This window comes from Ruegeria halocynthiae, from assembly GCF_900106805.1.
Taxonomy (GTDB): Bacteria; Pseudomonadota; Alphaproteobacteria; order Rhodobacterales; family Rhodobacteraceae; genus Ruegeria; species Ruegeria halocynthiae.
Genome location: NZ_FNNP01000006.1, coordinates 81,140 through 106,657 on the forward strand (window position 1 = coordinate 81,140; position 25,518 = coordinate 106,657).

General features: G+C 57.0%; 26 protein-coding genes. 17 read left to right on the forward strand and 9 right to left on the reverse strand.

All coding sequences use genetic code 11. From position 1 onward, the window contains the following. Together BLU89_RS15115 and BLU89_RS15120 are read right to left on the reverse strand one after the other, a co-directional pair. A complete protein-coding gene (locus BLU89_RS15115) occupies positions 1 to 456 on the reverse strand; it encodes a tripartite tricarboxylate transporter TctB family protein (protein ID WP_074737684.1) in 456 nt (151 codons plus the stop codon). Continuing rightward, complete coding sequence (locus BLU89_RS15120; protein ID WP_074737685.1) at positions 453 to 1,964, reverse strand: tripartite tricarboxylate transporter permease; 1,512 nt, start codon at positions 1,962 to 1,964, stop codon at positions 453 to 455. The genes BLU89_RS15115 and BLU89_RS15120 overlap by 4 nt, the downstream gene beginning before the upstream one ends. Before the next feature lie 113 nt (positions 1,965 to 2,077). Between BLU89_RS15120 and BLU89_RS15125 the strand changes: the two genes are divergently transcribed. The 5 genes from BLU89_RS15125 to BLU89_RS15145 all read left to right on the forward strand — a co-directional run bounded on the left by BLU89_RS15125 (position 2,078) and on the right by BLU89_RS15145 (position 6,142). Beyond that, positions 2,078 to 3,109, forward strand: coding sequence for a LacI family DNA-binding transcriptional regulator (locus BLU89_RS15125; RefSeq protein ID WP_074737686.1), 1,032 nt, complete (start codon positions 2,078 to 2,080; stop codon positions 3,107 to 3,109). 388 nt (positions 3,110 to 3,497) lie between these two features. Continuing rightward, complete coding sequence (locus BLU89_RS15130; protein ID WP_074737687.1) at positions 3,498 to 4,286, forward strand: exodeoxyribonuclease III; 789 nt, start codon at positions 3,498 to 3,500, stop codon at positions 4,284 to 4,286. 87 nt (positions 4,287 to 4,373) lie between these two features. Next, complete coding sequence (gene trxA / locus BLU89_RS15135) at positions 4,374 to 5,291, forward strand: thioredoxin (protein ID WP_074737688.1); 918 nt, start codon at positions 4,374 to 4,376, stop codon at positions 5,289 to 5,291. Between the two features lie 27 nt (positions 5,292 to 5,318). Beyond that, positions 5,319 to 5,960: an LON peptidase substrate-binding domain-containing protein gene (locus BLU89_RS15140; RefSeq protein WP_074737689.1), complete on the forward strand. Its 642-nt coding sequence runs from the start codon at positions 5,319 to 5,321 to the stop codon at positions 5,958 to 5,960. Continuing rightward, a complete protein-coding gene (locus BLU89_RS15145) occupies positions 5,957 to 6,142 on the forward strand; it encodes a Trm112 family protein (RefSeq protein ID WP_074737690.1) in 186 nt (61 codons plus the stop codon). Before BLU89_RS15140 ends, BLU89_RS15145 begins: the two co-directional genes overlap by 4 nt. Here the strand turns inward: BLU89_RS15145 and BLU89_RS15150 are convergent. Next, positions 6,139 to 7,401: an FAD-dependent monooxygenase gene (locus BLU89_RS15150; RefSeq protein WP_245709765.1), complete on the reverse strand. Its 1,263-nt coding sequence runs from the start codon at positions 7,399 to 7,401 to the stop codon at positions 6,139 to 6,141. The genes BLU89_RS15145 and BLU89_RS15150 overlap by 4 nt on opposite strands. A 52-nt stretch (positions 7,402 to 7,453) precedes the next feature. On the opposite strand from BLU89_RS15150, the gene BLU89_RS15155 reads away from it, so the two are divergent. The 4 genes from BLU89_RS15155 to BLU89_RS15170 all read left to right on the forward strand — a co-directional run bounded on the left by BLU89_RS15155 (position 7,454) and on the right by BLU89_RS15170 (position 13,614). After that, positions 7,454 to 8,782: an amidase gene (locus BLU89_RS15155; RefSeq protein ID WP_074737692.1), complete on the forward strand. Its 1,329-nt coding sequence runs from the start codon at positions 7,454 to 7,456 to the stop codon at positions 8,780 to 8,782. Positions 8,783 to 8,890: 108 nt separating this feature from the next. After that, a complete protein-coding gene (locus BLU89_RS15160) occupies positions 8,891 to 10,072 on the forward strand; it encodes an aminotransferase class I/II-fold pyridoxal phosphate-dependent enzyme (RefSeq protein WP_074737693.1) in 1,182 nt (393 codons plus the stop codon). A gap of 14 nt (positions 10,073 to 10,086) precedes the next feature. Beyond that, a complete protein-coding gene (locus BLU89_RS15165) occupies positions 10,087 to 12,978 on the forward strand; it encodes a DNA translocase FtsK (RefSeq protein WP_074737694.1) in 2,892 nt (963 codons plus the stop codon). 39 nt (positions 12,979 to 13,017) lie between these two features. Continuing rightward, positions 13,018 to 13,614 carry a LolA family protein gene (locus BLU89_RS15170; protein WP_074737695.1) on the forward strand — a complete coding sequence of 199 codons (597 nt, stop codon included), beginning with the start codon at positions 13,018 to 13,020 and terminating at the stop codon, positions 13,612 to 13,614. A 10-nt stretch (positions 13,615 to 13,624) separates the two neighbouring features. On the opposite strand, the gene BLU89_RS15175 is transcribed toward BLU89_RS15170, so the two are convergent. Further along, complete coding sequence (locus tag BLU89_RS15175) at positions 13,625 to 14,206, reverse strand: transglycosylase SLT domain-containing protein (protein ID WP_074737696.1); 582 nt, start codon at positions 14,204 to 14,206, stop codon at positions 13,625 to 13,627. Positions 14,207 to 14,266: 60 nt separating this feature from the next. After that, positions 14,267 to 15,148, reverse strand: a complete 882-nt coding sequence (locus BLU89_RS15180) for an AEC family transporter (RefSeq protein ID WP_074737697.1) — start codon at positions 15,146 to 15,148, stop codon at positions 14,267 to 14,269. An 80-nt stretch (positions 15,149 to 15,228) separates the two neighbouring features. Here BLU89_RS15180 and hspQ point away from each other — a divergent pair, with 80 nt between their 5' ends. Then, on the forward strand, positions 15,229 to 15,555 hold the full coding sequence (gene hspQ / locus BLU89_RS15185) for a heat shock protein HspQ (protein WP_074737781.1): 327 nt from the start codon (positions 15,229 to 15,231) through the stop codon (positions 15,553 to 15,555). 24 nt (positions 15,556 to 15,579) lie between these two features. Here hspQ and BLU89_RS15190 read toward each other — a convergent pair whose 3' ends face one another. The 3 genes from BLU89_RS15190 to BLU89_RS15200 form a co-directional block, all read right to left on the reverse strand. Beyond that, positions 15,580 to 17,157 (reverse strand): gamma-glutamyltransferase family protein, encoded by a 1,578-nt coding sequence (locus BLU89_RS15190; RefSeq protein ID WP_074737698.1) that lies wholly within the window; start codon positions 17,155 to 17,157, stop codon positions 15,580 to 15,582. A gap of 212 nt (positions 17,158 to 17,369) precedes the next feature. Continuing rightward, positions 17,370 to 17,819, reverse strand: a complete 450-nt coding sequence (locus tag BLU89_RS15195; RefSeq protein ID WP_083347771.1) for an ATP-binding protein — start codon at positions 17,817 to 17,819, stop codon at positions 17,370 to 17,372. A gap of 22 nt (positions 17,820 to 17,841) precedes the next feature. Then, positions 17,842 to 18,180 (reverse strand): STAS domain-containing protein, encoded by a 339-nt coding sequence (locus BLU89_RS15200; RefSeq protein WP_074737699.1) that lies wholly within the window; start codon positions 18,178 to 18,180, stop codon positions 17,842 to 17,844. A gap of 101 nt (positions 18,181 to 18,281) precedes the next feature. Between BLU89_RS15200 and BLU89_RS15205 the strand changes: the two genes are divergently transcribed. Then, positions 18,282 to 19,454, forward strand: a complete 1,173-nt coding sequence (locus tag BLU89_RS15205; RefSeq protein ID WP_074737700.1) for an acetyl-CoA C-acyltransferase — start codon at positions 18,282 to 18,284, stop codon at positions 19,452 to 19,454. 74 nt (positions 19,455 to 19,528) lie between these two features. Next, positions 19,529 to 19,981, forward strand: a complete 453-nt coding sequence (locus BLU89_RS15210) for a GAF domain-containing protein (RefSeq protein ID WP_074737701.1) — start codon at positions 19,529 to 19,531, stop codon at positions 19,979 to 19,981. On the opposite strand, the gene BLU89_RS15215 is transcribed toward BLU89_RS15210, so the two are convergent. Continuing rightward, a complete protein-coding gene (locus tag BLU89_RS15215; protein ID WP_245709766.1) occupies positions 19,978 to 20,337 on the reverse strand; it encodes a DUF1294 domain-containing protein in 360 nt (119 codons plus the stop codon). The genes BLU89_RS15210 and BLU89_RS15215 overlap by 4 nt on opposite strands. Before the next feature lie 57 nt (positions 20,338 to 20,394). On the opposite strand from BLU89_RS15215, the gene BLU89_RS15220 reads away from it, so the two are divergent. From BLU89_RS15220 to BLU89_RS15240, 5 genes are read left to right on the forward strand one after another with little or no spacing between them, the layout of a single operon-like run. After that, positions 20,395 to 20,964, forward strand: coding sequence for a helix-turn-helix domain-containing protein (locus BLU89_RS15220; protein WP_074737702.1), 570 nt, complete (start codon positions 20,395 to 20,397; stop codon positions 20,962 to 20,964). Next, entirely contained in the window at positions 20,964 to 21,587 is a 624-nt protein-coding gene (locus tag BLU89_RS15225; RefSeq protein WP_074737703.1) for a LysE family translocator, read from the forward strand. Before BLU89_RS15220 ends, BLU89_RS15225 begins: the two co-directional genes overlap by 1 nt. A 4-nt stretch (positions 21,588 to 21,591) precedes the next feature. Beyond that, positions 21,592 to 21,972, forward strand: coding sequence for a GFA family protein (locus BLU89_RS15230; protein ID WP_074737704.1), 381 nt, complete (start codon positions 21,592 to 21,594; stop codon positions 21,970 to 21,972). 15 nt (positions 21,973 to 21,987) lie between these two features. After that, positions 21,988 to 24,435 carry a GcvT family protein gene (locus BLU89_RS15235; RefSeq protein WP_074737705.1) on the forward strand — a complete coding sequence of 816 codons (2,448 nt, stop codon included), beginning with the start codon at positions 21,988 to 21,990 and terminating at the stop codon, positions 24,433 to 24,435. Between the two features lie 24 nt (positions 24,436 to 24,459). Continuing rightward, on the forward strand, positions 24,460 to 25,506 hold the full coding sequence (locus BLU89_RS15240; protein ID WP_074737706.1) for an alcohol dehydrogenase catalytic domain-containing protein: 1,047 nt from the start codon (positions 24,460 to 24,462) through the stop codon (positions 25,504 to 25,506). The last annotated feature ends 12 nt before the right edge of the window (positions 25,507 to 25,518 follow it).

Below are 25,518 nucleotides of genomic sequence, written 5' to 3' on the forward strand. Positions count from 1 at the left end.
TCAGAACAGAATTTCCTTTGGTGTGTAGACGTTCAGCAGCATGGCAAAGAGCCCGTACATCACCGCCACAAAGATCACCGTTATGATTCCTCGTTTGATCCAGCTTTTAGCCTCGCTGTGCGGGGCGGGATCGTAGATCGACAGCAGGATGAAAAAGGCGACGGATGTCGCGGTGTAGAAACCCAGCGACTTGGCCGCCCAGAAAACATAGATCAAAGTGATGATCAGACCGGGCAGCATGTTCAAGAACATGGTGCGTGTCACGCCGTTTCCAACCTTGGACAATCCCATCACCGCTTTGCCAAATGTCCAGCCGGCCAAAACCACAAAAACGGATGCGATAAGTCGCGGGAAAAGGAACGCCTCTGCCGGTTGCTGGGTGTAGCTGACCCAGGTCACCCAGAGACCTACTGCAAAAACCAGACCCGACCCAAATATGTGCTGTGAGCGGTTCATGCCTGCGCCTCCTCTTTGGTGGTGTAGCGACGGTGGCGCAATTCCATCCAGACCGAGTAAGCGATCGAAGCCAACACCACCGCGATCAGCAGCAGGTTCAACCCACCGGTCATGAAGTACGACGCCTTGCCGACAGTGGCGTCAGCGATCATTCCGCCTTGGATAAAGTTCGCCTCGGCAATCGGCCCGAGGATCAGGCCCAGAACCAAGGGGGCCGCCGAAAAGCCGAAACGCTCCAGAAAGAACATGCCAATGCCGAGACACGCCATCACATAGACGTCACCCATCGAGCCCTGCACCGAATAGGCACCAAAGACTGACAAGGCCAAAACGATGGCGGCCATAACTGATTGCGGCACCTGGGCGACACGCGCCGCAAGTCCAGCCACGTAAAGACCGAAGATGCACATCAGCACCTGCCCGATCAGCATGGAGTTGATGAAAGTCCAGGCGACATCGGGATGGTTGTCGAATAGGTCCGAGCCCGGGAAAATCCCATGGATCAACAATCCACCCAATAGAACGGCGGCTGTTGGGCTGCCCGGGATCGAAAGCGTCAGTAAGGGCACCAAGGATGGGCCGACCATCGCGTTATTGGCGGATTCCGCGGCGATCACGCCTTCGGAATGGCCAGTGCCGAACTTTTCTTTTTCCGATGAGAACTTCTTGGATTGATCATAGGCAACCAGCCCGGCGATCTGCCCGCCCACACCCGGGATCAGGCCAATGATCGAGCCGGTCAGCGTACCAATGGTCAAAGCCCGTGTCCGGCTAAACAGTTCCCGAAATGCGGCAAGGATCGAATGGCGTTGAACTTCGATCACCTCAGCACCATCCGTTTGGCGGCCTTTGGCAAACATCGTCAGGACCTGCGGAATCGCGAACAGACCGATCAGCGCAGCGATGATGTTGATGCCGCCGCCCAAAGCGGGATGAAAGATGAACCGCTGCGCGCCCATGATGTCATCGAACCCGATGGTGGCCAGCCACAACCCGATACACCCCGACAGCAGCCCCTTGACGACCGAAGCGGAATCCAGCGTCCCGATCACCGTCACGCCCAGAATTGCCAGCCAGAACAAGTGCGAGGGGCCAAAGGCCAGCGCCCATTGTGCCAGAACCGGGGTCAGAAAGATCAGCAACAGCACACCAAAGATGCCGCCTACGGCAGATGCCAGAAACGACAGTTGCAACGCGCGGGCACCTTCGCCCTTTTTGGCCATGGTGTGACCGTCCAGCGTCGTGGCGATATTCGCTGGAGCGCCGGGTATCTTGAGCAGAATGGCGCTAACTGCACCACCGGCCACGGTCGAGGTGTATGCAGCACCCAGCAAGATCAGTCCCTGAGCCGCCTCCAATTGGAAAGTAAACGGTATGAGGAGCGCAACGGCCATTGTAGGCGACAGTCCCGGCGTCGCGCCCAGGATCAGCCCGCCAATCGTGCCGCCAAGCAGCAGCAGAAACGACAGCGGTGTGAACACATCTCCGAAGTAATAAATGAATTCCATTCAGGGCCTCCCAACCCGTTGGTTCACACTTTTACTTTTGTTGACAAATCAGGGTAGGCGATGAAAATAGTATTGCAAATGTTTTCATAAATTCGACCAAATGGGAGGATATTATGGCTAATTTTCAAAAGGGTAAGGTGGATATAGTAGCGGTCGCAAAGGCCGCAAAAGTTTCACCATCCACAGTTTCGCGCACCTTTAATCACCCGGATCTGGTGAACCCTGCGACTCGCAAAAAGATAAACAGGGCTATTCAAAGACTGGGCTACATCCGAAATCGCGCGGCGCAAACGATGCATGGTAAACGATCGGGAACAATCGGTCTTGTGGTGCCCACAATCAACCATGCCATTTTCGCCGAAGTCATTCAGGCCTTTTCGGATTCGATCGATAGAGATGGGTTCAGCCTGTTGTTGGCATCGCACGGGTATGATCTTGACCGGGAATACGCGATGGTTCGCAAGCTGTTGGAACATCGTGTGGACGGCGTGGCGCTGGTTGGATTGGAACATTCAGAGGCCACTGCCCGTTTGATTGAACAGCAAAAAACACCGGCACTTGCGATTTGGAATTACGCAGAGGATTCCACCCTTCCTTGTGTTGGGGCGGACAACCGGTTAGCCGGGCGCCTTGCGGCAGAGCATCTTCTGAACCTGGGGCATCGGAACATTGGGCTGATCTTTCCCAAAACCGATGGTAACGACCGCGCGCAGCATCGACTTTCGGCGGTACATGAAGCGCTGTCTAAAATGGGCGTTTCCGTGCCAGATGAGCATGAATCGGAAGCCCCCTACAGTGTCTCTCAGGCTAAGCAGGCAGCAATAACTCTTTTGACGAAACGATCTCGACCTACTGGATTGCTTTGCGGAAATGACGTTATCGCGCAGGGCGCATTGTTTGCGGCGCAAAATCTTGGTTTGAAAGTTCCTGACAACCTGTCGATTATCGGCATCGGAGATTTCAAAGGGTCATCAGACATAGAACCCGGCCTCACAACCGTTCGTATCCCGGCTGAAGCAATCGGGAAGCTAGCAGGTGAAAGATTCACCGACTACATTACTTCAGACGAACCAGCACCCTTCAGAATCTGTTGTGAGCTGGAGTGCGTCGTTAGAGGAACAACAAGCCCGGCTTCGAATTCTTAGGCAACTAAGACATGCCTATTCTTGCACACAATAGGGAAACCTTCGACGTCTGTATAAATGCAGAGGCTATTTGCTTTGGCGTAATAGAGTAACTGGGCCTTTAGTGTAATGACTGCCCGGATTTGTCACTTAAGCCAAGTCGTGTTGCACGTGCAACGAAGGACTGCTTTTCGCTGCTGTCGCGAAGAGCACAAAGCAGACCTTGGCTCGCCGATGCCGAACGGCTGCTATGTCCCGCACAGCGGTCATTGGTGCAAGTACAGCGAACGTCAGGAAGGTCCCGCTTAACCGCCGTTGTTAAAACTAAGCGTTTCGGCGATCTTTTCTCGTGGTACCCGATGCTTTGGCACGCTAACCTTCGCCAACCGCGACAGAGGAAACTTGTGCCATGCCCTTTACCCTTGCTACCTGGAACATCAACTCGGTCCGTCTGCGCGAGCCTATCGTGCTGAAATTGCTGCAAGAAGAAGCACCGGATGTGTTGTGTTTGCAGGAATGCAAATCTCCGGTCGACAAGATCCCGACCGAAGGGTTCGCCGAACTGGGCTACAAACATATGATCGCGCGGGGGCAGAAGGGCTATAACGGGGTCGCAATCCTGTCGCGCCTTCCGCTAGAGGACGTGGGTGACAAAGATTTTGCGGGTCTAGGCCACGCGCGCCACATCGCGGGGCGGTTGGAGAATGGTGTGACCATTCACAACTTTTATGTTCCGGCGGGGGGCGATGTGCCTGATCGTGAGGTGAATGAGAAATTTGGACAGAAACTTGATTACCTCACCGAAATGCGTGACTGGTTTCACGCGGATAAGCCGGGAAAGTCTATTTTAGTGGGCGATCTGAACATCGCGCCGCGCGAAGATGATGTCTGGTCGCACAAGCAACTGCTCAAGGTTGTTTCGCATACACCGATCGAGGTTGAGCATCTTGCGGAAACGCAAGATGCGGGGGGTTGGGTGGATATTACCCGGCAGGACATTCCCGAAGGACAGCTTTATAGTTGGTGGTCTTACCGGGCGCGTGACTGGGATGCGGCCGACAAAGGGCGCCGGCTGGATCATGTCTGGGCCACGCCCGATATCTCGAATGCGGGCCATTCCAGCCGCGTTCTGCGTGACGCGCGTGGATGGGAAAAACCAAGTGATCACGCTCCGGTCTTTGCCACATTCGATGTTTGATTGATACAGATTCGCCGAACTCACCCCTTGGTTTCTGCGACACGCAGCGGCATATAGGGCGCAAATTCGAACCAGAGAGTAAAAACCATGGACCTTCTGAACGGCGCAGACAGCCCCGAAGCGACTGATCTGATCAAAGACGGGACCGAGGCCACCTTTATGGCCGACGTGATCGAAGCCTCGCAGGAGGCGCCGATCATTGTCGATTTCTGGGCACCCTGGTGCGGTCCGTGCAAGACATTGGGCCCCGCATTGGAAGAGGCCGTGACCGCCGCGAACGGTGCGGTCAAGATGGTCAAGATCAACGTCGACGAGGCCCAGATGATCGCAGGGCAATTGCAGGTCCAGTCGATCCCGACTGTTTATGCCTTTCACAAGGGCCAGCCGGTTGATGGTTTCCAAGGTGCGCTGCCGGGTTCCGAGATCAAGGCTTTCATTGATCGCGTGATCGAAGCGACTGGGGGTGAAAGCCCGGGCGGGCAACTGGATGACGCGGTGCAGGCCGCAGAAGATATGCTGGCCGAAGGTGCCGCAGTGGATGCGGCGCAGACCTTTGCCGCGATTCTGGGCGAAGACTCCAATCACGCGGGGGCATATGGCGGGCTGGTGCGCGCGCATATCGCGCTGGGTGATCTGGATCAGGCCGAGGCGATCCTGAATGGTGCCCCGGCAGACATCTCGACCTCAGCCGAAATCGAGGCAGCCCACGCGCAACTCGAACTGGCCAAACAGGCGGCGGATGCTGGTCCGGTGGGTGAGCTGACCGCAACGGTCGAGGCTGAACCAGACAACCATCAGGCGCGGTTTGATCTGGCGCAGGCGCTACATGCGAATGGTGATGTTGAAGAAGCTGTGGCGCAGTTGCTGGAGCTGTTTCGACGTGACCGCGAATGGGATGACGGTGCGGCCAAGACACAGCTTTTTACGATCTTTGACGCGCTCAAACCCAATGATCCAATCGTTCTGAACGGGCGCCGCAAGCTCAGCTCGATGATATTTGCCTAATTCCCGATCAGAACTAAACTCGGGTACATGATGCATCCTGCCGATTTACCGGAAACGGTATCCGTATTCCCTCTGCCCGGGGCGTTGCTGTTGCCGCGCTCCCGCCTGCCACTTCATATATTCGAGCCGCGCTATCTACAGATGCTGGATGATGCACTGAAAACGCAGGAGCGATTGATCGGTATGGTTCAGCCGAACACCTGTCAGGGCGATGAAACTAAGCTGCATCAGATTGGTTGTGCGGGGCGGGTGACACAGTTCTCGGAAACCGAAGATGGCCGTTATCTTGTTACGCTGACGGGAATCTCACGGTTCCGGGTCAGATCGGAATTGGACAGCTTTACCCCTTATCGGCGGATTACTGTGTCGTGGGACGGGTTTGATCGCGATTTGGGCAAGGCCGAGATCGACGATGGCTTTAATCGAAACAGGTTCCTGCAGTTGTTGGAACGGTTCTTCTCGTCCCGCCAGTTGTCGACAGACTGGGATACGATGAAAGACGCCGACGATGAGCTTCTGGTCAATTCCCTGTCGATGATGCTGGATTTTGAGCCGGAAGATAAACAAGCGTTGCTTGAAGCCCCTTGCCTGCGCACCCGGCGAGAAACGCTGGTTACACTGATTGAATTCGCCATGCGCGGCGGATCGAACGAGGAAAAACTGCAATGAGCGATCCCGAACACGCCTTTGAACGCCACATGCTTGAGGCGCTGATCTGTCCGCAGACCCATACGACCCTGCAATATGACGCTGACCGGCAGGAACTGGTGTCCCAGGCCGCCGCTCTGGCGTTTCCCATCCGCAACGGAATCCCGGTGATGTTGGTGGATGAGGCGCGCGCGTTGGATTAAATCGGGCGGCCCTGCAGCAGTTTGGGCAGATCCCCGGTCAAACCGGCCGCTTCACGTACGAAACCGCGGCGTAGACCGGGCAGCGATCCGACGATGCCCATGCCAATATCCCGGCTCATTCGAAGCAGTGGGTTGTCATTTGAAAACAGCCTGTTGAACACATCCGTCGCCATCGCAAGCGAGGCTGTGTCAAAGCGGCGCCATTTCTGATAGCGTTCCAGCACGAGCGATGATCCGATATCCTCGCCGCGTCGCCCTGCGAGTGTCAGAACCTCGGCCAAAGCACCCACATCACGCAGGCCTGCGTTCAGGCCTTGCCCCGCAATCGGGTGCATACCGTGTGCTGCGTCTCCGACTAAGGCGAGCCGATCCGCGATGAAGGAATTGGCGATGGTCAGGTTCAGCGGGTAGGTGAATCGGTCACCCTGCAGACGGATATCGCCAAGAAAATCGCCAAAACGTGGGCGCAGAACCTGTAGGTAGTCTGCCTCGGGCAGAGCGTTGATCTGCTTTGCCGTCTCAGTGCGTTCACTCCACACGATGGAGCTGCGGTTGCTGGTCAGCGGCAGTATCGCCAGCGGGCCGGGCGGCATAAAGAACTGATGGGCGATACCGTGATGCGGCAGCTCATGTTCAATGGCGCAGACCAGCGCGGTCTGGCCATAATCCCAGCCGGTTCGCCTGATCCCGGCGCGCTCGGCGGTGCCGCTGCGGCGGCCGTCGCAGCCGACCAGAAGGCCGCCGGTCAGGGTAGATCCGTCGTCCAGCGCCAGCGTCGTTCCGAATGCTGAAATGCCTTGAGACACCACTGTTTTGCCGCTGATTTCGGTGATGCCAGTCTCATCGGCCATGGCTTCCAGAAAAGCCCGCCGCAGGTGGCGGTCTTCGACCATATAGCCCATCGGGCCTTCCTCAATCTCGGCGTGATCGAAATGCATGAAGAACGGGGAGGGGCCCGCACCCGCGTGGCCATCCGTGACCTTGATCTCTAGCATTGGCTGGGCGTGCTCTTCGACACGTTTCCATACGCCAACAGCATCCAGCAGACGTTGCGAGGCCAGCGCTAGAGCATAGGCGCGCCCGTCAAAGGCTGCATTCTTACGCACCTTTTCGGCGAGCGCATCAATAACGGTGACCGAATGCCCGGTCTGAGCCAGCGCCAGCGCAAGGGCAGGACCATTCAGGCCGCCGCCAACAATCAGGATGTCGGATCTGTGTTCCATGTGCTGCAATATGCGCGCCCTTTCGGGATTGTCCATGTGCGGTCCTGTCGCTACCGTCCGGTCACGGACATACTCGGGAGGGCACCGGATGCAAGACTGGCTGACCATGACGGCATGTGATTTGGGCCGTGGCATCGGAATGGGACAAATTGATCCGGTTGAATTAACCGAAACCTACCTGAGCGCGATTGACGCCCACCCGCACCGGGATCGGATCTATGCCCGCGTCACCCATGATCGCGCTCGTGCCGAGGCGCTCGCAGCGCAAGACCGGGCCAAACTTGGCCTGCGTCGCTCCTTATTGGATGGCGTTCCGATCAGTTGGAAAGACCTATTCGATACTGCAGGCACTGGAACCGAGGCCGGTTCGGCCTTGCTGAAGGGCCGTGTGCCCGAGGCCGATGCTCAGGTGTTGCGGAACGCAACTGCGATGGGCACGGTCTGTCTGGGCAAAACCCATATGAGCGAACTGGCGTTTTCGGGCCTCGGTCTTAATCCGGTGACGGCTACGCCGCCTTGCGTGAATGACGAAGATGCCGTGCCCGGAGGATCATCCTCTGGGGCAGGGGCCTCTGTGGCCTGGGGGCTGGCAGCAGGCGGTATCGGATCGGACACAGGAGGGTCTGTGCGGATTCCTTCAGCGTGGAATGATCTGGTCGGGCTCAAAACCACGGCAGGGCGCGTTAGCCTTGAGGGTGTTGTTCCACTTTGCCTGAAATTTGATACGGTCGGGCCCTTAGCGCGGTCTGTTGAGGACGCTGCACATATGCTGGCTGCGCTTGAGGGCACAGCCCCGGCTGATCTGCGCGGAGCCTCTTTGAAGGGCCGCCGATTTGCTGATTTGCAGAATGTGGCCAAAGACGATCTGCGCGAGGAACCGGCCAAGGCCTATGACGACGTACTGGTATGCCTGAAAGAAGCGGGGGCCGAGATTGTCCCCCTTGAGGTGCCGGAACTGAACGACGCGATGAGTCTGTCGGGCGTACTTTATACAACCGAAGCCTATGGCCTGTGGCGCGATGTGATCGAAGCGAATCCCGAAGCGATGTATCCCGAAATCCTCGAACGGTTCCGCACGGGCAAGGCATACACCGGCCCGGATTACGTGGCCGCATGGTCGAAACTGATCGCATGCCGACAGGCCTGGGACGCGGCGACAGCCGGGTTTGACGCAGTGCTTGCACCTACAGCGCCCATTCTCCCCCCTAATCTCGACCGGCTAATGAATGATCATGAATATTATGTCACTGAAAATCTATTGGCCTTACGCAACACGCGGATCGGCAATCTGATGGGGCTGGCGGCGCTGACATTGCCCACTGGGACACCCGGTTGCGGGTTGATGATGTTGGGCTATCCGGGGTCGGAAGAGGCACTGCTACGACTGGGATCCGCGGTCGAAACCGCATTGACCTGAATGCCACAATCCCCTGATTCGGAACCTCTTTGTCTGGACGAAGCTCGGGTCGATCTGTAATCTGCCAGAAAACGGGGCGTAAAATGACCCCGATATTGAGGCAGTATTATGAGTTTCCCCGAGCGGTTTTCGAACCTTCCGGAATATGCATTCCCGCGTCTGCGCGCCCTGTTGGATCATCATCAACCGGGCGGCGACGTTATTCATATGACGATTGGCGAGCCTAAGCACGATTTCCCGCCTTGGGTGACCGATGTGATCATGGAAAACGCCGCCGGGTTTCAGGGCTATCCCCCGAACGAAGGTTCGCCCGAATTGCGTGAGGCGATCGCCGACTGGGTTAATCGCCGCTATGGCGTGTCGATGGATGCAGATGCGAATGTGATGGCGCTGAATGGCACCCGAGAGGGGCTGTACAACGCCGCCATGGCGTTGTGCCCCGAGCAGAAGAACGGGCAGCGGCCGATCATCCTGTGCCCGAATCCGTTTTATCAGGTCTATATGGTTGCTTCGATTTCGGTCGGCGCAGAGCCATACTTTGTGCCTGCAACCGCTGGGACGGACCATTTGCCGGATTATGCGGGCCTGCCCGAAGAGGTGCTGAATCGCACTGCGGTTGCCTACATCTGTTCACCTGCGAACCCTCAGGGGGCGGTCGCTTCGCGTGAATACTGGGCCGAATTGATCCAATTGGCCGAGAAATACGAATTCCGCATCTTTGCAGATGAATGCTATTCCGAAATTTACCGCGACGTGGCCCCGGTTGGTGCGCTGAGCGTTGCGCAGGAACTGGGTGCCGATCCCGAGCGGGTTACGTTGTTCAACTCCCTTTCCAAGCGATCAAATCTGGCCGGGTTGCGGTCAGGGCTGATCGCAGGCGGGCCTGAGACTATCAAACGGGTCAAGCTGTTGCGCAGCTATGCCGGGGCGCCTCTGCCTTCCCCATTGCAGGCCGCTGCCGCCAGAGTTTGGGCGGATGAGGCGCATGTGCAGGAGAACCGCGCGCTGTATCAGGAAAAATATGCCGTCGCGGATGAGGTCTTTGCTGGCGTGCAAGGCTACATGCCTCCTGAGGCCGGATTCTTCCTGTGGCTGCCAGTCGAAAACGGCGAAGAAGCTGCATTGAATCTTTGGCAGGAAACCGGTGTTCGGGTTCTGCCGGGTGCATATCTTTCTCAAGGTGATCCGGGGCAAAACCCGGGCGAGCAATTTATCCGGGTCGCGATGGTGGCTCCAAAAACAGAGATGAAGCGCGGGCTGATTACGCTCCGCGACTGCATCTATTCGTGAGGTACGAGGGTAAAATGGCATCATATAACGCGCGCAATCGTGACCCGCTGCTGGACAGCACCACGCAAGCCGCCATCGAACGGCGCAGCAAAGAGCTGATCGGGATCGCTCTGATCCTGTTGGGGCTCGCAGCCGCCGCGATGGTTTGGTCCTATACGCCCGATGATCCGAACTGGATGGTGTCGACCGATGCGCCGGTGCAGAATTGGATGGGGCGCGTAGGGGCCTCAATCGCTGCGCCGTTGTTCATGATTGTTGGGTGGGGCAGCCTGGGTGTTGCGCTGGTGTTGGCCACTTGGGGCGTTCGGTTTGCTGGTCATTTGGGGGAAGATCGTGCCATCGCCCGTTTGATTTTTGCACCGATCTGGATCGCCGTGTTGGCAGTTTATGCTGCTACGCTGGTGCCGGGCGCCGAATGGCGGGCAACGCATAGCTATGGTTTGGGTGGTCTGTTTGGCGATACGGTAATGGGCGCGCTTTTGACGTTGTTGCCGATATCTTCGCATTTCCTGGTCAAGTTGATGTCGCTTGCGATGGCAGCTGGGTTGCTGGCGTTGGGCGTATTTGTGCTGGGTTTTACCAAAGCGGATGTGCGTCATGGCTTTCGTGCCTTCTTGCTGGGGCTGGTTATGGCTTACGATCTGCTGATGAATGCGTTGGGCCGTGGCGCGTCTGCGACTGCGCAGGCGGCGCGCGATCGAAAGGCGCAATGGGTCGATCGTAAAGCAGAACGCGCGGTGCCGGTGCAGGCGGATTTTGACGATGATCTGGCGTATGCTGACCCATTATTCGAAGACCTTGAGCCTGAAGTTCAGGAACCCCCGGCAAAGACTGGTCTTCTGGCGCGGATGCCATCGCTGATCCGCCGTCCCGAGCCAATGCCCGAGCCTGAGCTGGTTGAGACTGTGGCTGTCGAAGGGTACTACGACATGCCGGGCGAGGACCGTATCCGGTCCAAGATTTCCGCTGCCGTGCGCAATCGTAAAGTCGCGGCAGGAGAATTGACGCCCGAACCTGATCCCGACCTGCCATTGACGAAAGGGCGGGGTAGGGGCCCAGATCCGCTTATACTTGAATCCGGCGCGGCTGGTGAATTGCCGCCAGAACCTCCGGTGACCTCTGCGGGTTTGCCACCCGAACCGCCGATGACGGCTGGTTCTGAGGCTTCTTATCTGGATCAGTCTGACTATGTTGCTGAACCGGACTATGAAGACGAGGCAGTGTTCGAGGTTACCCCGGAACCTGCGCCTCAACCGCGACAGGCGGTAAAGATTCCGGTGGCTGAACCGCGCAAACCGGTTGTAGCTCAGCCAGTGCGCCGTGCCCCTCAGCCGTCGCGCAGGGCACAAGCTGAAGCGCAACCGACACTTTCATTCGAAGAGCGGCATTCCGATTTCGAGCTGCCACCGCTGGGATTGTTGTCCAACCCGGCCAGCATTCAGCGCCATCACCTGAGTGATGAGGCGCTGGAGGAAAACGCGCGGATGCTGGAGAACGTCCTGGATGACTATGGCGTCAAGGGCGAGATCGTAAGTGTTCGCCCCGGTCCGGTTGTCACCATGTACGAACTGGAGCCTGCACCGGGATTGAAAGCCAGCCGTGTGATCGGTCTGGCAGACGATATCGCGCGCTCGATGGCAGCGTTGTCGGCGCGGGTGTCGACCCTGCCGGGTCGTTCGGTGATTGGTATCGAACTGCCGAACGAAAACCGCGAGATGGTGGTGCTGCGTGAAATCTTGGCCAGCCGTGATTTCGGTGATGGCAACCACGCGTTGCCGCTTGCGCTAGGCAAGGATATCGGCGGTGAGTCCGTTGTGGCAAACCTTGCCAAGATGCCTCACCTGTTGATCGCTGGTACGACTGGTTCCGGTAAGTCGGTGGCGATCAACACGATGATCCTGTCGCTGCTTTACAAGCTGACGCCGGATGAATGCCGCCTGATCATGATCGATCCGAAAATGTTGGAACTGTCAGTTTATGACGGCATCCCGCATCTGCTGTCACCCGTTGTGACCGACCCGAAAAAGGCGGTCGTTGCCCTGAAATGGGTCGTCGGTGAGATGGAAGATCGTTATCGCAAAATGTCCAAGATGGGCGTGCGAAACATTGCGGGCTACAATGGCCGTGTGAAGGACGCGCTGGCCAAAGGCGAGTTGTTCAGCCGCACAGTCCAGACCGGATTCGATGACGAAACCGGTGAACCGATGTTCGAGACCGAGGAATTCGCACCCGAGGCGATGCCCTATATCGTTGTCATCGTCGATGAAATGGCCGACCTGATGATGGTCGCGGGCAAGGAGATCGAAGCCTGCATTCAGCGTCTGGCACAAATGGCACGGGCTTCGGGCATTCACCTGATCATGGCCACACAGCGCCCTTCGGTCGACGTGATTACCGGGACGATCAAGGCGAACTTCCCGACTCGGATTTCGTTCCAGGTGACCTCGAAAGTCGATAGCCGGACAATCCTTGGTGAAATGGGCGCAGAACAACTGCTGGGGCAGGGCGACATGCTCTATATGGCTGGTGGCGCCAAGATCACCCGTTGCCATGGCCCATTTGTCTCAGATGAAGAGGTCGAGGAAATCGTCAACCACCTGAAACAATTCGGTCCGCCGGAATATGTAGGTACCGTTCTGGACGGCCCGTCCGATGATAAGGCCGACAATATCGACGCTGTTCTGGGATTGAACACAGGTGGCAACACCAATGGAGAGGACGCGCTTTATGATCAGGCTGTGGCGATCGTGATCAAGGATCGCAAATGCTCGACCTCCTACATCCAGCGAAAACTTGCCATTGGCTACAACAAAGCTGCGCGGCTTGTTGAGCAGATGGAGGACGAAGGCGTTGTTTCCGGGGCAAATCACGTGGGTAAACGTGAAATCCTCGTCCCCGAGCAATAGGATATTTAATAACAAGGGCAGAGCGCTTATCTGGGTCTTATGAAACAGATTGCTTTTGCCCTTGCTCTGACACTGGCCGCACCCGCCGCTTGGGCCGCGGATAAGTTGCCACTGTCGCAGATTTCCAACTATCTGAACCAGTTGAAGACGGTTCAGACCACATTCACGCAGGTCAATGATGACGGCTCGCTGAGTACCGGTAAGCTGTGGCTACAGCGGCCCGGAAAAATGCGGTTCGAATATGATCCGCCAAACAGCGCCGTTGTTCTGGCGCGGTCCGGGACGGTACAGATCTTTGACCCAAAGTCCAATCAGCCGCCCGAGCAGTACCCGTTGAAACGTACTCCGCTATCTCTGGTATTGGCGCGGAATGTCAATCTTGGACAAGCCAATATGGTCGTGGGTCACAATTTTGACGGCACAGCTACGATTGTCACAGCCCAGGACCCCAAAAACCCGGAAAGCGGCCGGATTGAGCTGATGTTCACATCCAATCCGGTTGAGCTGCGTAAATGGGTGATCCACGACAATGCGGGCAGTCAGACGACCGTGCTACTGGGGCCACTGACCGAGGCCGGGCGCCTCGATTCCAGTGTGTTCTCCAGCAAAACCCGTCTCGGGTCAGACAATCGCTGACCCGATCGTTTCAGTAACGGCAGTTGGACAATTGTGCCTGATATAGCTGCGCGCGGGCGTCCACATCGCTGGCCACGTTCAGTAACCACGATTTGCTGTTATAGCTGCCGCGCGCGTAACCCGTATGCCCTTCGTGATAAGCCAGATACTGGTTGCGCGTATCGCTGGGATGGATTCCGTTGCGCTCGTAGCTTTTGTTCATGTACCAGCCGATGAAATCCGAAGCATCGCGGATACGATCCCGCTTGGCCCGGCGTTTGCCGGTTTCGCGCTGATATTGCTCCCAAGTGCCATCAAGAGCCTGGCCGTATCCGTAGGCGCTGCTTTGGCGTCCCATTGGAATAACACCCAGCACATATTTGTGTGGCGTGCGCGCATCGTGGCGGTACCGGCTTTCCTGATAGATCGTTGCCATCTGGACATGTATGGGAACGCCCCATTTGCGCTCGGTGCTCTTGAAGGCCTTGATATAATCGGGTTTTTCACGCGCAATGCTGCACGCGTCATTCAGTCTGCTCGGTGGTTGCTTGGACCCACCACCACAGGATGCCAAAAGCAGCACCCCGAAGAGTACGAAAAGAATTCTGCTCATGTGCCTCGTGCCTTTTTTCTTTATTCTAACGCAGATTGAGCTCTGAGGAAATCACAATCGTTACAGAATAATAGCGAGAATTATCGGCAATGTGACGACCGACAGCACGGTCGAGACCATGACCATGCCCGCAACCGCGTCAGAATCCGCGTCGAACCGTTCTGCCAGCAGGTACGAGGTGACGGCGACAGGGGTGCACATCTGCAAAACCAATACCCCGAATGCCACTGGGCCCAGCCCGAACCCGAGGGCGAGAACCCAGCCCAATCCAAAACAAACAACCAGTTTCAGAAAGGACAGCCATATCGCCTGTTGCAATTTCTGCGTGGTTAGCCGTGCAATCGCTACACCCAGGGTGATCAGCATCATCGGGATCGCCATCTGGCCCAGCAATTCCAGTGTGTTGGTCAGAAACAGAGGCGTCTTCCACCCGCGCCACAGAAATAACGCTCCAAGCAGCGTCGCCCAGACCATTGGCTCTCGTAAAACCTTGCCAAAAGCGCCTTTCCCTGCAACCAGATAGATCCCGTAGGTAAAGGAAAACAGGGCGGTCACAGCCAGAAAGATCACTGCATAGCCCAGCCCGACCTGCCCAAAGGCAAAGATGCATAACGGCAGGCCCAGATTGCCGGTATTGCCAAATATCAGCGGCGCCAGATAGGTCCGCTGCTCCATCCCGGTGACGCGAACGAAGACCCAGAACCCAACTGCAAGCGCGACTTGCGACGCGATTGCAGCGAAGGTGAACCGCGTCAGATCGCCTCCCGGAATGTTGGTTTGCATCAGAGCGACAAAGATCAGACTTGGTACAGCTATCGTCACTGCTAGGCGGGTGACAAATTGCAGCCGATACTCGAATCCGAGCTTGACCCAGGCAAATCCGATGCCTGCCAACAGGAATACCGGGGCCACAATTTCGAACACTGTCAGTAGTAAGTTCACAGACTGTTTCCCAGAATTTCAGCTCAATGATTGGCATTTCTGCCCAAAAAGATGTAGTAAGTTCTTTGGGGGCCGAAACAATGTTAAAGACACAAGCCAAGTACCGCCTGGGACAGGTGGTTCGACATAAAAGACACCCTTTTCGAGGGGTGATTTTTGATGTCGATCCGGAATTTTCGAATTCTGAAGAATGGTATCAGGCGATCCCCGAAGACAGCCGCCCGCTGAAAGATCAGCCGTTCTATCATCTGCTGGCCGAGAATGATCAGTCCTTCTATGTTGCTTATGTTTCAGAACAAAATCTAGTTGCGGACCAATCGGGTGAGCCCGTTGATCACCCTGATATCCCCAATATGTTTGGCCCATTTCAGGACGGCTCCTACCCGCTGCATTTCCAGTTGAACTGAGTACCTCTGCTGCGCCAGCGCGTATCAGTACCCCAGGGCGCAACCGTCTTTGCGAGGATCGCTAGCACCTTCCAGAACACCTGTTTCGCAGATTCGAATAGCCTGCGCTCCACCGAGGGGCGTTTCTGAGTGTTGGATAGTATGACCCATTTCGGTCAATTGTTGTCGTATATCAGCAGAATAGCCGCGCTCGAGTTTCAGGATGCCTCCATCCGAAAACGCACGCGGAGCATCCACCGCTTCTTGCAATTCGAGACCAAAATCCGTCAGATTCGACACCAGCCGGGCATGGCCGGTTGGTTGATAGGCACCTCCCATCACACCGAATGGCATCATGATCCGCCCATTGCTGCGCAACATGCCGGGAATGATTGTGTGCATCGGTCGTTTCCCGCCTGCCAGCTCATTCGGGTGGCCGGGTTCAAGGTTGAAGCCTGCGCCACGGTTCTGCAGCAAAATACCGAACTTTTCCGAAGCGATGCCCGAACCAAAGCCGTGGTAAATTGAGTAAATCAGCGACACAGCCATGCGGTCCCTGTCGACCACTGTGATGTAAACGGTGTCCTTGTGAACCGTTTCGGTCAGCGGACCTGCGGCAGGCATGGCACGAGAGGGGTCGATAAGCGCGGCCAGACCGGCCGCCGTTTCTGGGGCAAGAAAATGCGTCATCCGCGTGCTGTAATCCGGATCGGCGATGAAACGGTTGCGTGCATCATAGGCCAGTTTGCTGGCTTCCGCTTCGATATGCACCCGCTCGGCGCCCCTCGGATCCATTGCGGCCAGATCGAAATGCTTCAGGATATTCAGTAAAAGGATCGCAGTTGCGCCCTGGCCATTTGGCGGGTGTTCGACCAGCTCGATGCCGCCGTAATCTCCGCCGACGGGTAGCGTTTCATTACTCTGCGTGGTCTCAAAATCTCGGGCTGTTTGCACCCCTCCCAGCTGCGACAAGGCTGCAAGCATGTCTTCGGCGATCTCACCGGTATAAAACGCCTCCGGCCCGTATTGCGCCACACGGCGCAGGGCCTCCGCCTGACCTGGCGCGCGAAAAATCTGGCCGGTTTGCAAAGGTTTGCCATCGATAAGGTAGTGATCTCGGGCTGCACCCTTCAAAGTTGTAGCACTGTTTTTCCAGTCAAAGGCGACACGTGGTGCTACCGGAACGCCCGCCTCTGCATAGTGGATGGCGGGTTGCAGAATTGTCTCGAGACCCAGCCGTCCTTCGGTTTTGGCCAGTCGGCAAAACGCTTCTACTGCGCCGGGGATTGTCACGGCGTCGGGGCTGGTCAAGGGAACAGTCGTTAAGCCGCGATCTCTTAGAACCTGTGCATTGGCAACCGCTGCTGCGCGCCCTGAACCATTCAGCGCGCGGACGGTCTGTTCTCCGGCGCGGTTGTATAGAGCAAAACAATCGCCGCCCAAGCCGGTCATCTGGGGTTCGCAAATGCCAAGAAGCACCGCGCCTGCAATCGCCGCGTCCATGGCGTTGCCGCCCCGTTGCAGAATGTCCAGCGCAACCTTGGCCGCCAACGGATGGGACGTCGCGCACATTCCCCCGGTCGCCAGAACTTCAGAGCGGCCAGCCTTGTGAAAATCGCGCATAGTCCATTCCTTCTGCAAACATGCAGACACTAAGCCTATGCCGAAAATTGTCCAATGCCATCTGGGGAGGGAGATCCTCGGCGCCGCTCATTGGGTGGGGGCTGTGACGCTAAGCGCCGAGGGAAGCTATCTGAGCTACCCCTTTTTTATGGGCTTTGTTTGCGGCGCGACAATGTTTCGATCTGGGCGTTATTGTGGCCATTTGATGCCTCTTAGGGTGCCTCATCAAAGTCGAATCGCAGGCAAAGCCGGTTCCCCCCATCTCTTCGTTCATACTGTATGTTGCTGGTTAGCTGACGAATCAAGTGCCATCCAAAACCACCCTCGGGAAGGTCCTGCAGAGGTGCATCCACAGGTGCCGGAGGACCGTCAGGCAACCGCAGGTTGGGCATTGGCTTGCCAGTGTCGGTGATTTGGATCACCAACTTGTCTTTGCACAGACAGCAATCAATCTGAATGTCAGCGGGGGCAATGCCAGCATACGCATGTTTGACCACATTGTTGATCGCCTCGGCGAGCGCAATTTTGACATCGTCAGCCTTGCTGACCGGCAGACCATAAGCGGCCAGTCGGGCGCTTAGTGTGACGATGCCAGCACTGGCCTGGGCTTGGGTGGCGGGAAAGCTCAGATCCAGACAGTCTTGTTTGCATTTGGAACACACGGCGATCCACTCCTGCCGGTCGTTAATCCGCGCCAGCGTTCATCGCGTCATCCAGCGATGCGAACAACCGGAATACCGTGTCCATACGCGTGAGACGGAACACTTTCTCAACGATCGGGCGCAACCCGGCCAGATCCAACCGGCGCCCGCCCTCCAGCTGTTTCATTGAGGCGACAATGGCCCCCAGGCCACTGGAATCAATGAACTCCACCGCCGACAGATCCAGAACAACCCGTTTTGCAGGGGTTTGAGTTTCTGCACGCATGTCGTCTTTGAATTGAATCGCCATCGCGGCATCAATTCGGTCGCAATGAACAGATATGATCTGCGTCTCGCCGGTCATGTCGCTGCTAAGCCCCATGTTTGACCGCCCTTCACATAGCAATTTGATGGTAGAAATACGCTAGACGGTAATTCTTACCATTCGGTATCCATGTTCGGGAAAGCACAAGGAGAATTCGGATGACTGAGGTTGTGATCGCAGGTGCCGCGCGCACACCAATGGGTGGGTTTCAAGGGATGTTCGGCGGCGTCGCCGCAGCAGAACTGGGCGGTGCTGCTATTAGGGCTGCGCTAAAGGGTGCAGGCGCTGATACCGTTGATGAGGTTCTGATGGGCTGTGTCCTCCCTGCCGGTCAGGGACAAGCCCCCGCGCGGCAGGCTGGATTTGCTGCCGGTTTGGGAGAGGACGTGCCCGCCACAACGCTCAACAAAATGTGCGGTTCCGGCATGAAGGCTGCGATGATTTCGTTTGATCAGATCGCGTTGGGCCATACCCAGATCATGGTTGCCGGTGGGATGGAGAGTATGACCAACGCACCCTACCTTCTGCCCAAGATGCGCGGTGGTGCCCGGATCGGTCACGGGCAGGTCGTCGATCACATGTTTCTGGACGGGCTTGAGGATGCATATGACAAAGGCCGGCTTATGGGCACATTCGCCGAAGACTGTGCTGAATCCTACCAGTTCACGCGTGAGGCTCAGGATGAATACGCACTGCAATCGCTTTCGAATGCTCTGTCCGCGCAGGAAAGTGAGGCCTTTGATCATGAGATTGCCCCGGTCACGATCCAAACCCGCAAGGGAGAGCTCGTGCTGGATGCAGATGAGCAGCCAAAATCTGCACGACCCGACAAAATACCCACGCTGAAGCCAGCCTTTCGCAAGGGCGGGACAGTAACAGCGGCCAATTCATCTTCGATCTCGGATGGTGCCGCTGCATTGGTTCTGGCTTCGGCGGAAACCGCCAAACAGCAAAACCTGAAAGTGCGTGCACAAATTCTTGGTCATGCCAGCCACGCACAAGCGCCCGGATTGTTCACCACTGCTCCGGTTCCGGCCGCGCAGAAATTGTTGGATCGCATCGGTTGGAAAAAAGAGGATGTCGATCTGTGGGAGGTCAACGAAGCCTTCGCAGTTGTGCCGATGGCTTTCATGCACGAAATGGGCTTGTCGCGCGACATCGTGAACGTGAATGGCGGGGCATGTGCTTTGGGTCACCCGATTGGCGCCTCTGGTGCCCGGATCATGGTCACGCTGCTGAACGCGCTGGAAAAACGCAACCTCAAGCGCGGCATCGCAGCGATCTGCATCGGAGGCGGAGAGGGGACGGCCATCGCAATAGAACGCGTTTGACGCTTCACCTATTTGCACATATTTCGGGTTGAGCGGGGGTGACCCCGCTTCCCTTAAAAGCAAAGCCCCGCGACATGACAGCCGACTACGATACACTCGCCAAAACCATTGCGGCCCTGACCGAAGGTGAAACCGACCAGATTGCGCTGATGGCCACCGTCGCGTGCGAAGTGCATCATTCCGATGATCGGTTCAACTGGACAGGGTTCTACCGCGTGACGGACCCCGGATTGCTGAAAATCGGGCCCTACCAAGGCGGACATGGCTGCCTCGTGATCCCCTTTGAACGCGGCGTCTGTGGTGCTGCGGCCCGGACTGGTCAGGTGCAATTGGTTGCAGATGTCGATGCGTTCCCCGGTCATATCGCCTGTGCATCTTCGACCCGATCCGAGTTGGTTCTGCCTGTCCGAGATGCGCATGGAAACGTAGTCGCAGTGTTTGACATCGACAGCGATCAGCCGGATGCCTTTGCCAAGGAAGATGCAGTTGCTCTTGACGCCATCCTTGTGGATGTGTTCGCGCGTTAGGGGGCTGGCGCTAATTGCAATAGTGCCCCGAGATCGCGCGAGATGATCAGATAGCAAATCCCTGCCTGACACGCAGTGATTGTATAAAGCCACGCCGAAAATCCGCGCTTGCGTGTCTTATGTCCAAAGATCCAGCGCCCCAGCAGCGCGGCCAGACTGCCGCCTAATGCTGCCAGCCATAATAAACGCCGTTCAGGAACGCGCCGCTTTCTGCGACGTGCGCGCAGCTTGTCCCAACCAAAGATCAGCAATGTCAGAGCGTTGATGGCCCAGAGATAAATAACCGCAATCCACATGCGCCGTGCATAACCAACATGAGTAGCACACCCAAGTGAAAAAATGCTTGGAAATTTCATCAATTTAGGGCACCGTGAAAAAGTAACGTATATTTTCACGTCGACTCGGAGTACAGTTTGAACTCTCAGGCCCCTCACAGCGCATCACTCGGTGCCGACCTGCGCGCGCTGCGCAAGGCGCGCGGGCTGACGCTGACCGAAATCGCCAATCGATTGGATCGGTCCGTTGGCTGGCTCAGCCAGGTTGAGCGGGACATGTCCGAGCCGTCGATTTCGGATCTACGCCAGATTGCTGAGTGTCTGGGCGTACCGATGTCGATGCTGTTTGCCCATTCTGCCGCACCGGCGGAAGAACAGGGATATGTCGTGCGGGCCGGATCACGTCGCCCGATGGGCTCTGGCGAGGAAGGCTTGATTGAAGAATTGCTTTCACCCGACCTGACCGACGATTTTGAGATGGTGCATTCGACATTCGAACCGCACTCGCAGATGCAAACATCGGCAAACCGACCAACACAGGAAGTTGGCTATATGGTTTCAGGCCGCCTGGAACTGACGATCGGCACGCGCAGCTTTCAGGTCGGCCCAGGCGACAGTTTTCGGATCAAGCACGAACCCTACAGATGGGCCAATCCCTTTGATGAGCCCGCCGTGGCCATCTGGGTCATCGCCCCGCCGGTGTACTGATGAGTTTTGAGGCCTGGACCATATTCGCGCTGTTCTGGGTGGTGTTCGTGACCACCCCGGGACCGAATGCGGTCAACTGCATCTCAAACGGGATGAGCTTGCCGTTCCCCAAGGCCATGCTGGGTGTGCTGGCCATTCTGACACAGGCAAGTGCGTTCCTGATCCTCTCGGCCGTGGGGATCACGACGCTGATTGCCGCTTCGCCAACAGCTTTCTTTATCGCCAAGCTTATTGGGGCCGGGTTTCTGATCTGGATGGGCATTCGCGGTTGGATGAACGCAGCGAAACCAGCACCGGCGTCAGAGCGCCCGGCGCGGCACGTTTATTTCCACGCGCTGGCCGTCGCCACGATCAACCCCAAAAGCGTCGCCGGATACCTTGCGGCGTTTTCGCAGTTTGTGCAGCCGGATGTACCCATCTGGCAGCAGATGGCCGTGATCATGCCGACGGCTCTGGTCATCACGACGCTCAGCTACACGGGGTTCACGATGCTGGGTGCGCTGATGGGCAAGGCCGCACTGGGGGCAGTGTTCAATATCTGGGTACGCCGCGTGATGGCGACCTGTTTCATCATCTATGGCGTTTTGCTGGGGGTCAGCTCTACGCCTACAGCGAGAGGATAAAGACATGCATACCGGTTCCTGCCTCTGCGGCGCGGTCGCATTTATTGTAGACGGAGACCTCACGCCACCAAGTGCCTGCCATTGCGGGCAGTGTCGCAAGCAGTCGGGTCACCTGTGGGCCTCGACCGTCACACATCAGGACAATCTCAGCTTTACCAGCAGCGAAACGCTGGAATGGTATCGCGCCTCAGACATCGCCAAGCGCGGATTTTGCCGCGCCTGTGGCTCGTTCCTTTTCTGGCAGCACAATGATGAGGACACGATCGCGATTTCCGTGGGCTCATTGGATGAGCCGACCGGGTTGAAACTCGCCCAACACATATTTGTCGCCGACAAGGGCGACTATTACGACATCAAAGACGATCTGCCCCAGCGGGCACACTAACAGGGAACCAAACACATGAGTGATTTTCCAACCAAGGCCCGTGTGGTCATCATCGGCGGTGGCGTTGTCGGCTGCTCGTCGCTTTATCATCTGGCCAAGAAGGGCTGGACGGATTGTGTTCTGCTGGAAAAGAACGAACTGACCGCAGGCTCGACATGGCACGCTGCTGGTAACGTTCCGACCTTCTCGAATTCATGGGCGATCATGAACATGCAGCGCTATTCGACCGAGCTGTATTCGCGTTTGGCCGATGAAGTCGACTATCCAATGAACTACCATGTTTCAGGCTCGATCCGTCTTGCGCACAGCAAAGAACGGATGCAGGAGTTTGAGCACGCCATGTCCATGGGTCGCTATCAAGGCATCCCGATGGAGATGTGGACCCCAGAAGAAGCCAAAGAACGCTATCCCTTCCTTGAGACCCATGATCTAGAAGGTGTTCTATATGATCCGACCGATGGTGATATTGACCCCTCACAGCTGACACAGGCTCTGGCCAAGGGCGCGCGTGATCTGGGCCAGAAGATTATCCGGTTTTGTCCGGCAACCAAAGTAACTCAGCATGATGACGGCACTTGGACGGTGCATACCGAAAAGGGTGATATCGCTTGTGACTATGTGGTCAATGCCGCCGGATACTATGCCCAGCGCGTAGGGGAATGGTTCAAACCTTTTGGCGGACGTACTGTGCCGGCGATGGTGATGAGCCACCAGTACCTGTTGACCGATGAAATCCCTGAGATCGAGGCCTGGTCGAAAGAAAGCGGCGGTAAGCTGCCACTGCTGCGCGATGTCGATATCTCATACTATCTGCGGCAGGAGAAAAACGGCTTCAATCTCGGCCCCTATGAGCCCAACTGCAAGGGGCACTGGATGACCGAAGAGGACCCGATGCCCGAGGATTTCAGCTTCCAGCTTTGGAACGACGATCTGGATCGCATCGAGGATATCGTCACCGACGCGATGGAGCGGGTGCCGCTGATGGCAACTTCGGGTGTTGGTCGCGTCATCAACGGCCCGATCCCTTACGCGCCGGATGGTCTGCCGTTGATTGGCCCGATGCCGGGTGTGATAAACGCTTTCGAGGCCCACACTTTCACCTTCGGCATCGCCCAAGGTGGCGGCGCAGGCAAAGTGCTGGCCGAATGGATCGTGGATGGTCACACCGAATGGGATATGTGGGCGGTCGATCCACGTCGTTACACCGATTACACCGATCAGGATTACTGCAACCAGAAGGGGATGGAGGTCTATGGCAACGAATATGCCATGCACTTCCCCCATCATGAATGGCCCGCCGCACGTGACAAGAAGGTCTCGCCCGTGCACGCCAAGGTCAAGGAGCTGGGCGGCGTCATGGGGGCCTATAATGGCTGGGAACGCGCCAATTGGTTCGCGCAACCCGGTGACGATACCTCACCGGAAGCCACCCATACCTGGGGGCGTTCGGGTCCATGGGAACAAAGGGTCAAAGAAGAATGCGAAAACGTGCGTGATCACTGCGGCGTGCTGAATCTGCCGGGTTTCTCACGGTTCTGGATTCAAGGTGACGGCGCGGATGACTGGCTGCGCGGGTTCTGCACCGGAGGCATTCCCAAAGCCGGACGCATGAACCTGATCTATGTTTCGGATGAAAGAGGGCGCATTCTGACCGAGCTGTCCTGTATCCGCTTGGCCGAAAACAACTTCGTGCTCATCACGGCGGCCACTGCGCAATGGCATGACGGCGATCTGATCCGTAATTCAGTGCCTCAGGGCGTAACCATTCGTGAAACTACAACCGAGCGTGACACGCTGATCGTGACCGGGCCAATGTCGCGCAATGTGCTGTCCGGCATCACGGATGCAGATTTGCAGCAAGGCTGGCTGACACATCAGTTCGCCACCGTCGCCGGGCAGGATGCCTTCCTGATCCGTGTATCTTTTGCGGGTGAACTGGGCTGGGAAATCCATGCCGAAAATGATGCGATGCCTGCCATCTATGATGCGGTGTTGGCCGCCGGGGCGAAACCCTTTGGCATGTATGCGCTGAACTCACTGCGGATCGAGAAAGGCTATCGCGCTTGGAAGGGCGATCTGAGCACGGATTATTCTCTGCTCGAAGGTGGTCTGGGGCGCTTTGTCAAACTTGATAAGCCGCAGGATTTTGTCGGCAAAGCGGCCATTCAGAATGAAAAGCAACAAGGTGTGAAAAAGTCCTTTGTCACTTTGATCGTGGACGCGGGCGAAGTTGATGCGCCTTACATGTCCTGCATCTGGAACGGTGATGTGATTGTAGGTGAAACCACCTCGGGTGCGTGGGGGTATCGCATCGGTGCCTCGGTTGCATTGGGCATGGTGCGTGCAGATCTGGCTGCGCCGGGAACCGAGCTAGAGGTTGAAATCTACGGCCAGAAATGCCGTGCTGTTGTACAGGAGGATCAACCGCTCTGGGATCCTGCGAATGAGCGGCTCAGGGCCTGACGACCGGTGAAGAAAGGCACGTAGATGACCCGGCAGATGCAAGGCGTATATCTGACCTGCCATGGAGGGCCCGAGGCGTTGGAATGGCGTGAAGACATCCCCGTTCCAACCCCCGGTGCGGGGCAGGTTCTGGTACGCGTCGCCGCTGCTGGGGTAAACAATACCGACATCAATACACGGATCGGCTGGTATTCGTCGGATGTTACCGAGGCGACTGATGCGGTGGATCAGCAGGTCGAAGCTGGTGGATGGGGAGGTGCGCTGCACTTTCCCCGCATACAGGGCGGCGATCTTTGTGGAATTGTTGAAACGGTTGGCCGGGGCGTGTCGTTCAAGCCTGGTCAACGGGTGACTTGCCCGATCAACCTGCCGCGCCCGGGTCCCGGCAACCCACAGGGTTTTGTTGCACTGGGTTCAGAAACTGACGGGGCCTTTGCCCAGTTTTGTCTGATCGAAAGTAATGATCTGTATGACGTGACTGACTCGCCTCTGTCCGACGTCGAAATTGCCGCCATTCCCTGCGCGTTTGGGACGGCTGAAAACCTGCTGACCCGTGCCGGTGTATCGGCGGGACATAAAGTGCTTATCACCGGGGCTTCGGGCGGCGTCGGCCTTGCGGCAGTCCAGCTTGCCACGCTGCGAAGCGCCGAGGTCTGGGGCGTGACCAGCGCCGCCAAGGCGGATGTCGTCAAGGCACAAGGCGCGATCGGGACGTTTGACCGCGACGCGGCATTGCCGGAAGATACGTTCGATGTCGTTATTGATGTGGTCGGGGGTCCGGCCTGGTCAGGCCTGATACTCGCAATAAAACCCGGAGGCGACTATGCCGTATCCGGCGCTATCGCGGGGCCCATCATCAGCGCGGATTTGCGGGACATTTATCTGCGAGACATCACTATCCATGGATGCACATACCAGTCTCCGGACGTTTTTGGCCGTCTTGTCGCAATGATGAATGCAGGGCGGATCAAACCTCTGGTCTCAAAAACTTACCCATTGCGCGACATTGTTCAGGCGCAAGAGGATTTTCTTTCCAAGACTTTGCCCGGAAAGTTGGTTCTGGTGCCGTGAAAGGGAAAATGT

Bases quoted from the DNA above. Each gene is read 5' to 3' on its own strand.
- BLU89_RS15115 (WP_074737684.1), bottom strand. From the start codon at position 456: ATGAACCGCTCACAGCACATATTTGGGTCGGGTCTGGTTTTTGCAGTA.
- BLU89_RS15165 (WP_074737694.1), top strand. From the start codon at position 10,087: ATGGCATCATATAACGCGCGCAATCGTGACCCGCTGCTGGACAGCACC.
- BLU89_RS15215 (WP_245709766.1), bottom strand. From the start codon at position 20,337: ATGAAATTTCCAAGCATTTTTTCACTTGGGTGTGCTACTCATGTTGGT.
- BLU89_RS15160 (WP_074737693.1), top strand. From the start codon at position 8,891: ATGAGTTTCCCCGAGCGGTTTTCGAACCTTCCGGAATATGCATTCCCG.
- BLU89_RS15230 (WP_074737704.1), top strand. From the start codon at position 21,592: ATGCATACCGGTTCCTGCCTCTGCGGCGCGGTCGCATTTATTGTAGAC.
- BLU89_RS15175 (WP_074737696.1), bottom strand. From the start codon at position 14,206: ATGAGCAGAATTCTTTTCGTACTCTTCGGGGTGCTGCTTTTGGCATCC.
- BLU89_RS15205 (WP_074737700.1), top strand. From the start codon at position 18,282: ATGACTGAGGTTGTGATCGCAGGTGCCGCGCGCACACCAATGGGTGGG.
- BLU89_RS15200 (WP_074737699.1), bottom strand. From the start codon at position 18,180: ATGGGGCTTAGCAGCGACATGACCGGCGAGACGCAGATCATATCTGTT.
- BLU89_RS15155 (WP_074737692.1), top strand. From the start codon at position 7,454: ATGCAAGACTGGCTGACCATGACGGCATGTGATTTGGGCCGTGGCATC.
- BLU89_RS15190 (WP_074737698.1), bottom strand. From the start codon at position 17,157: ATGCGCGATTTTCACAAGGCTGGCCGCTCTGAAGTTCTGGCGACCGGG.
- hspQ (WP_074737781.1), top strand. From the start codon at position 15,229: ATGTTAAAGACACAAGCCAAGTACCGCCTGGGACAGGTGGTTCGACAT.
- BLU89_RS15120 (WP_074737685.1), bottom strand. From the start codon at position 1,964: ATGGAATTCATTTATTACTTCGGAGATGTGTTCACACCGCTGTCGTTT.
- BLU89_RS15150 (WP_245709765.1), bottom strand. From the start codon at position 7,401: ATGGACAATCCCGAAAGGGCGCGCATATTGCAGCACATGGAACACAGA.
- BLU89_RS15125 (WP_074737686.1), top strand. From the start codon at position 2,078: ATGGCTAATTTTCAAAAGGGTAAGGTGGATATAGTAGCGGTCGCAAAG.
- BLU89_RS15170 (WP_074737695.1), top strand. From the start codon at position 13,018: ATGAAACAGATTGCTTTTGCCCTTGCTCTGACACTGGCCGCACCCGCC.
- BLU89_RS15140 (WP_074737689.1), top strand. From the start codon at position 5,319: ATGATGCATCCTGCCGATTTACCGGAAACGGTATCCGTATTCCCTCTG.
- BLU89_RS15145 (WP_074737690.1), top strand. From the start codon at position 5,957: ATGAGCGATCCCGAACACGCCTTTGAACGCCACATGCTTGAGGCGCTG.
- trxA (WP_074737688.1), top strand. From the start codon at position 4,374: ATGGACCTTCTGAACGGCGCAGACAGCCCCGAAGCGACTGATCTGATC.
- BLU89_RS15240 (WP_074737706.1), top strand. From the start codon at position 24,460: ATGACCCGGCAGATGCAAGGCGTATATCTGACCTGCCATGGAGGGCCC.
- BLU89_RS15130 (WP_074737687.1), top strand. From the start codon at position 3,498: ATGCCCTTTACCCTTGCTACCTGGAACATCAACTCGGTCCGTCTGCGC.
- BLU89_RS15225 (WP_074737703.1), top strand. From the start codon at position 20,964: ATGAGTTTTGAGGCCTGGACCATATTCGCGCTGTTCTGGGTGGTGTTC.
- BLU89_RS15210 (WP_074737701.1), top strand. From the start codon at position 19,529: ATGACAGCCGACTACGATACACTCGCCAAAACCATTGCGGCCCTGACC.
- BLU89_RS15235 (WP_074737705.1), top strand. From the start codon at position 21,988: ATGAGTGATTTTCCAACCAAGGCCCGTGTGGTCATCATCGGCGGTGGC.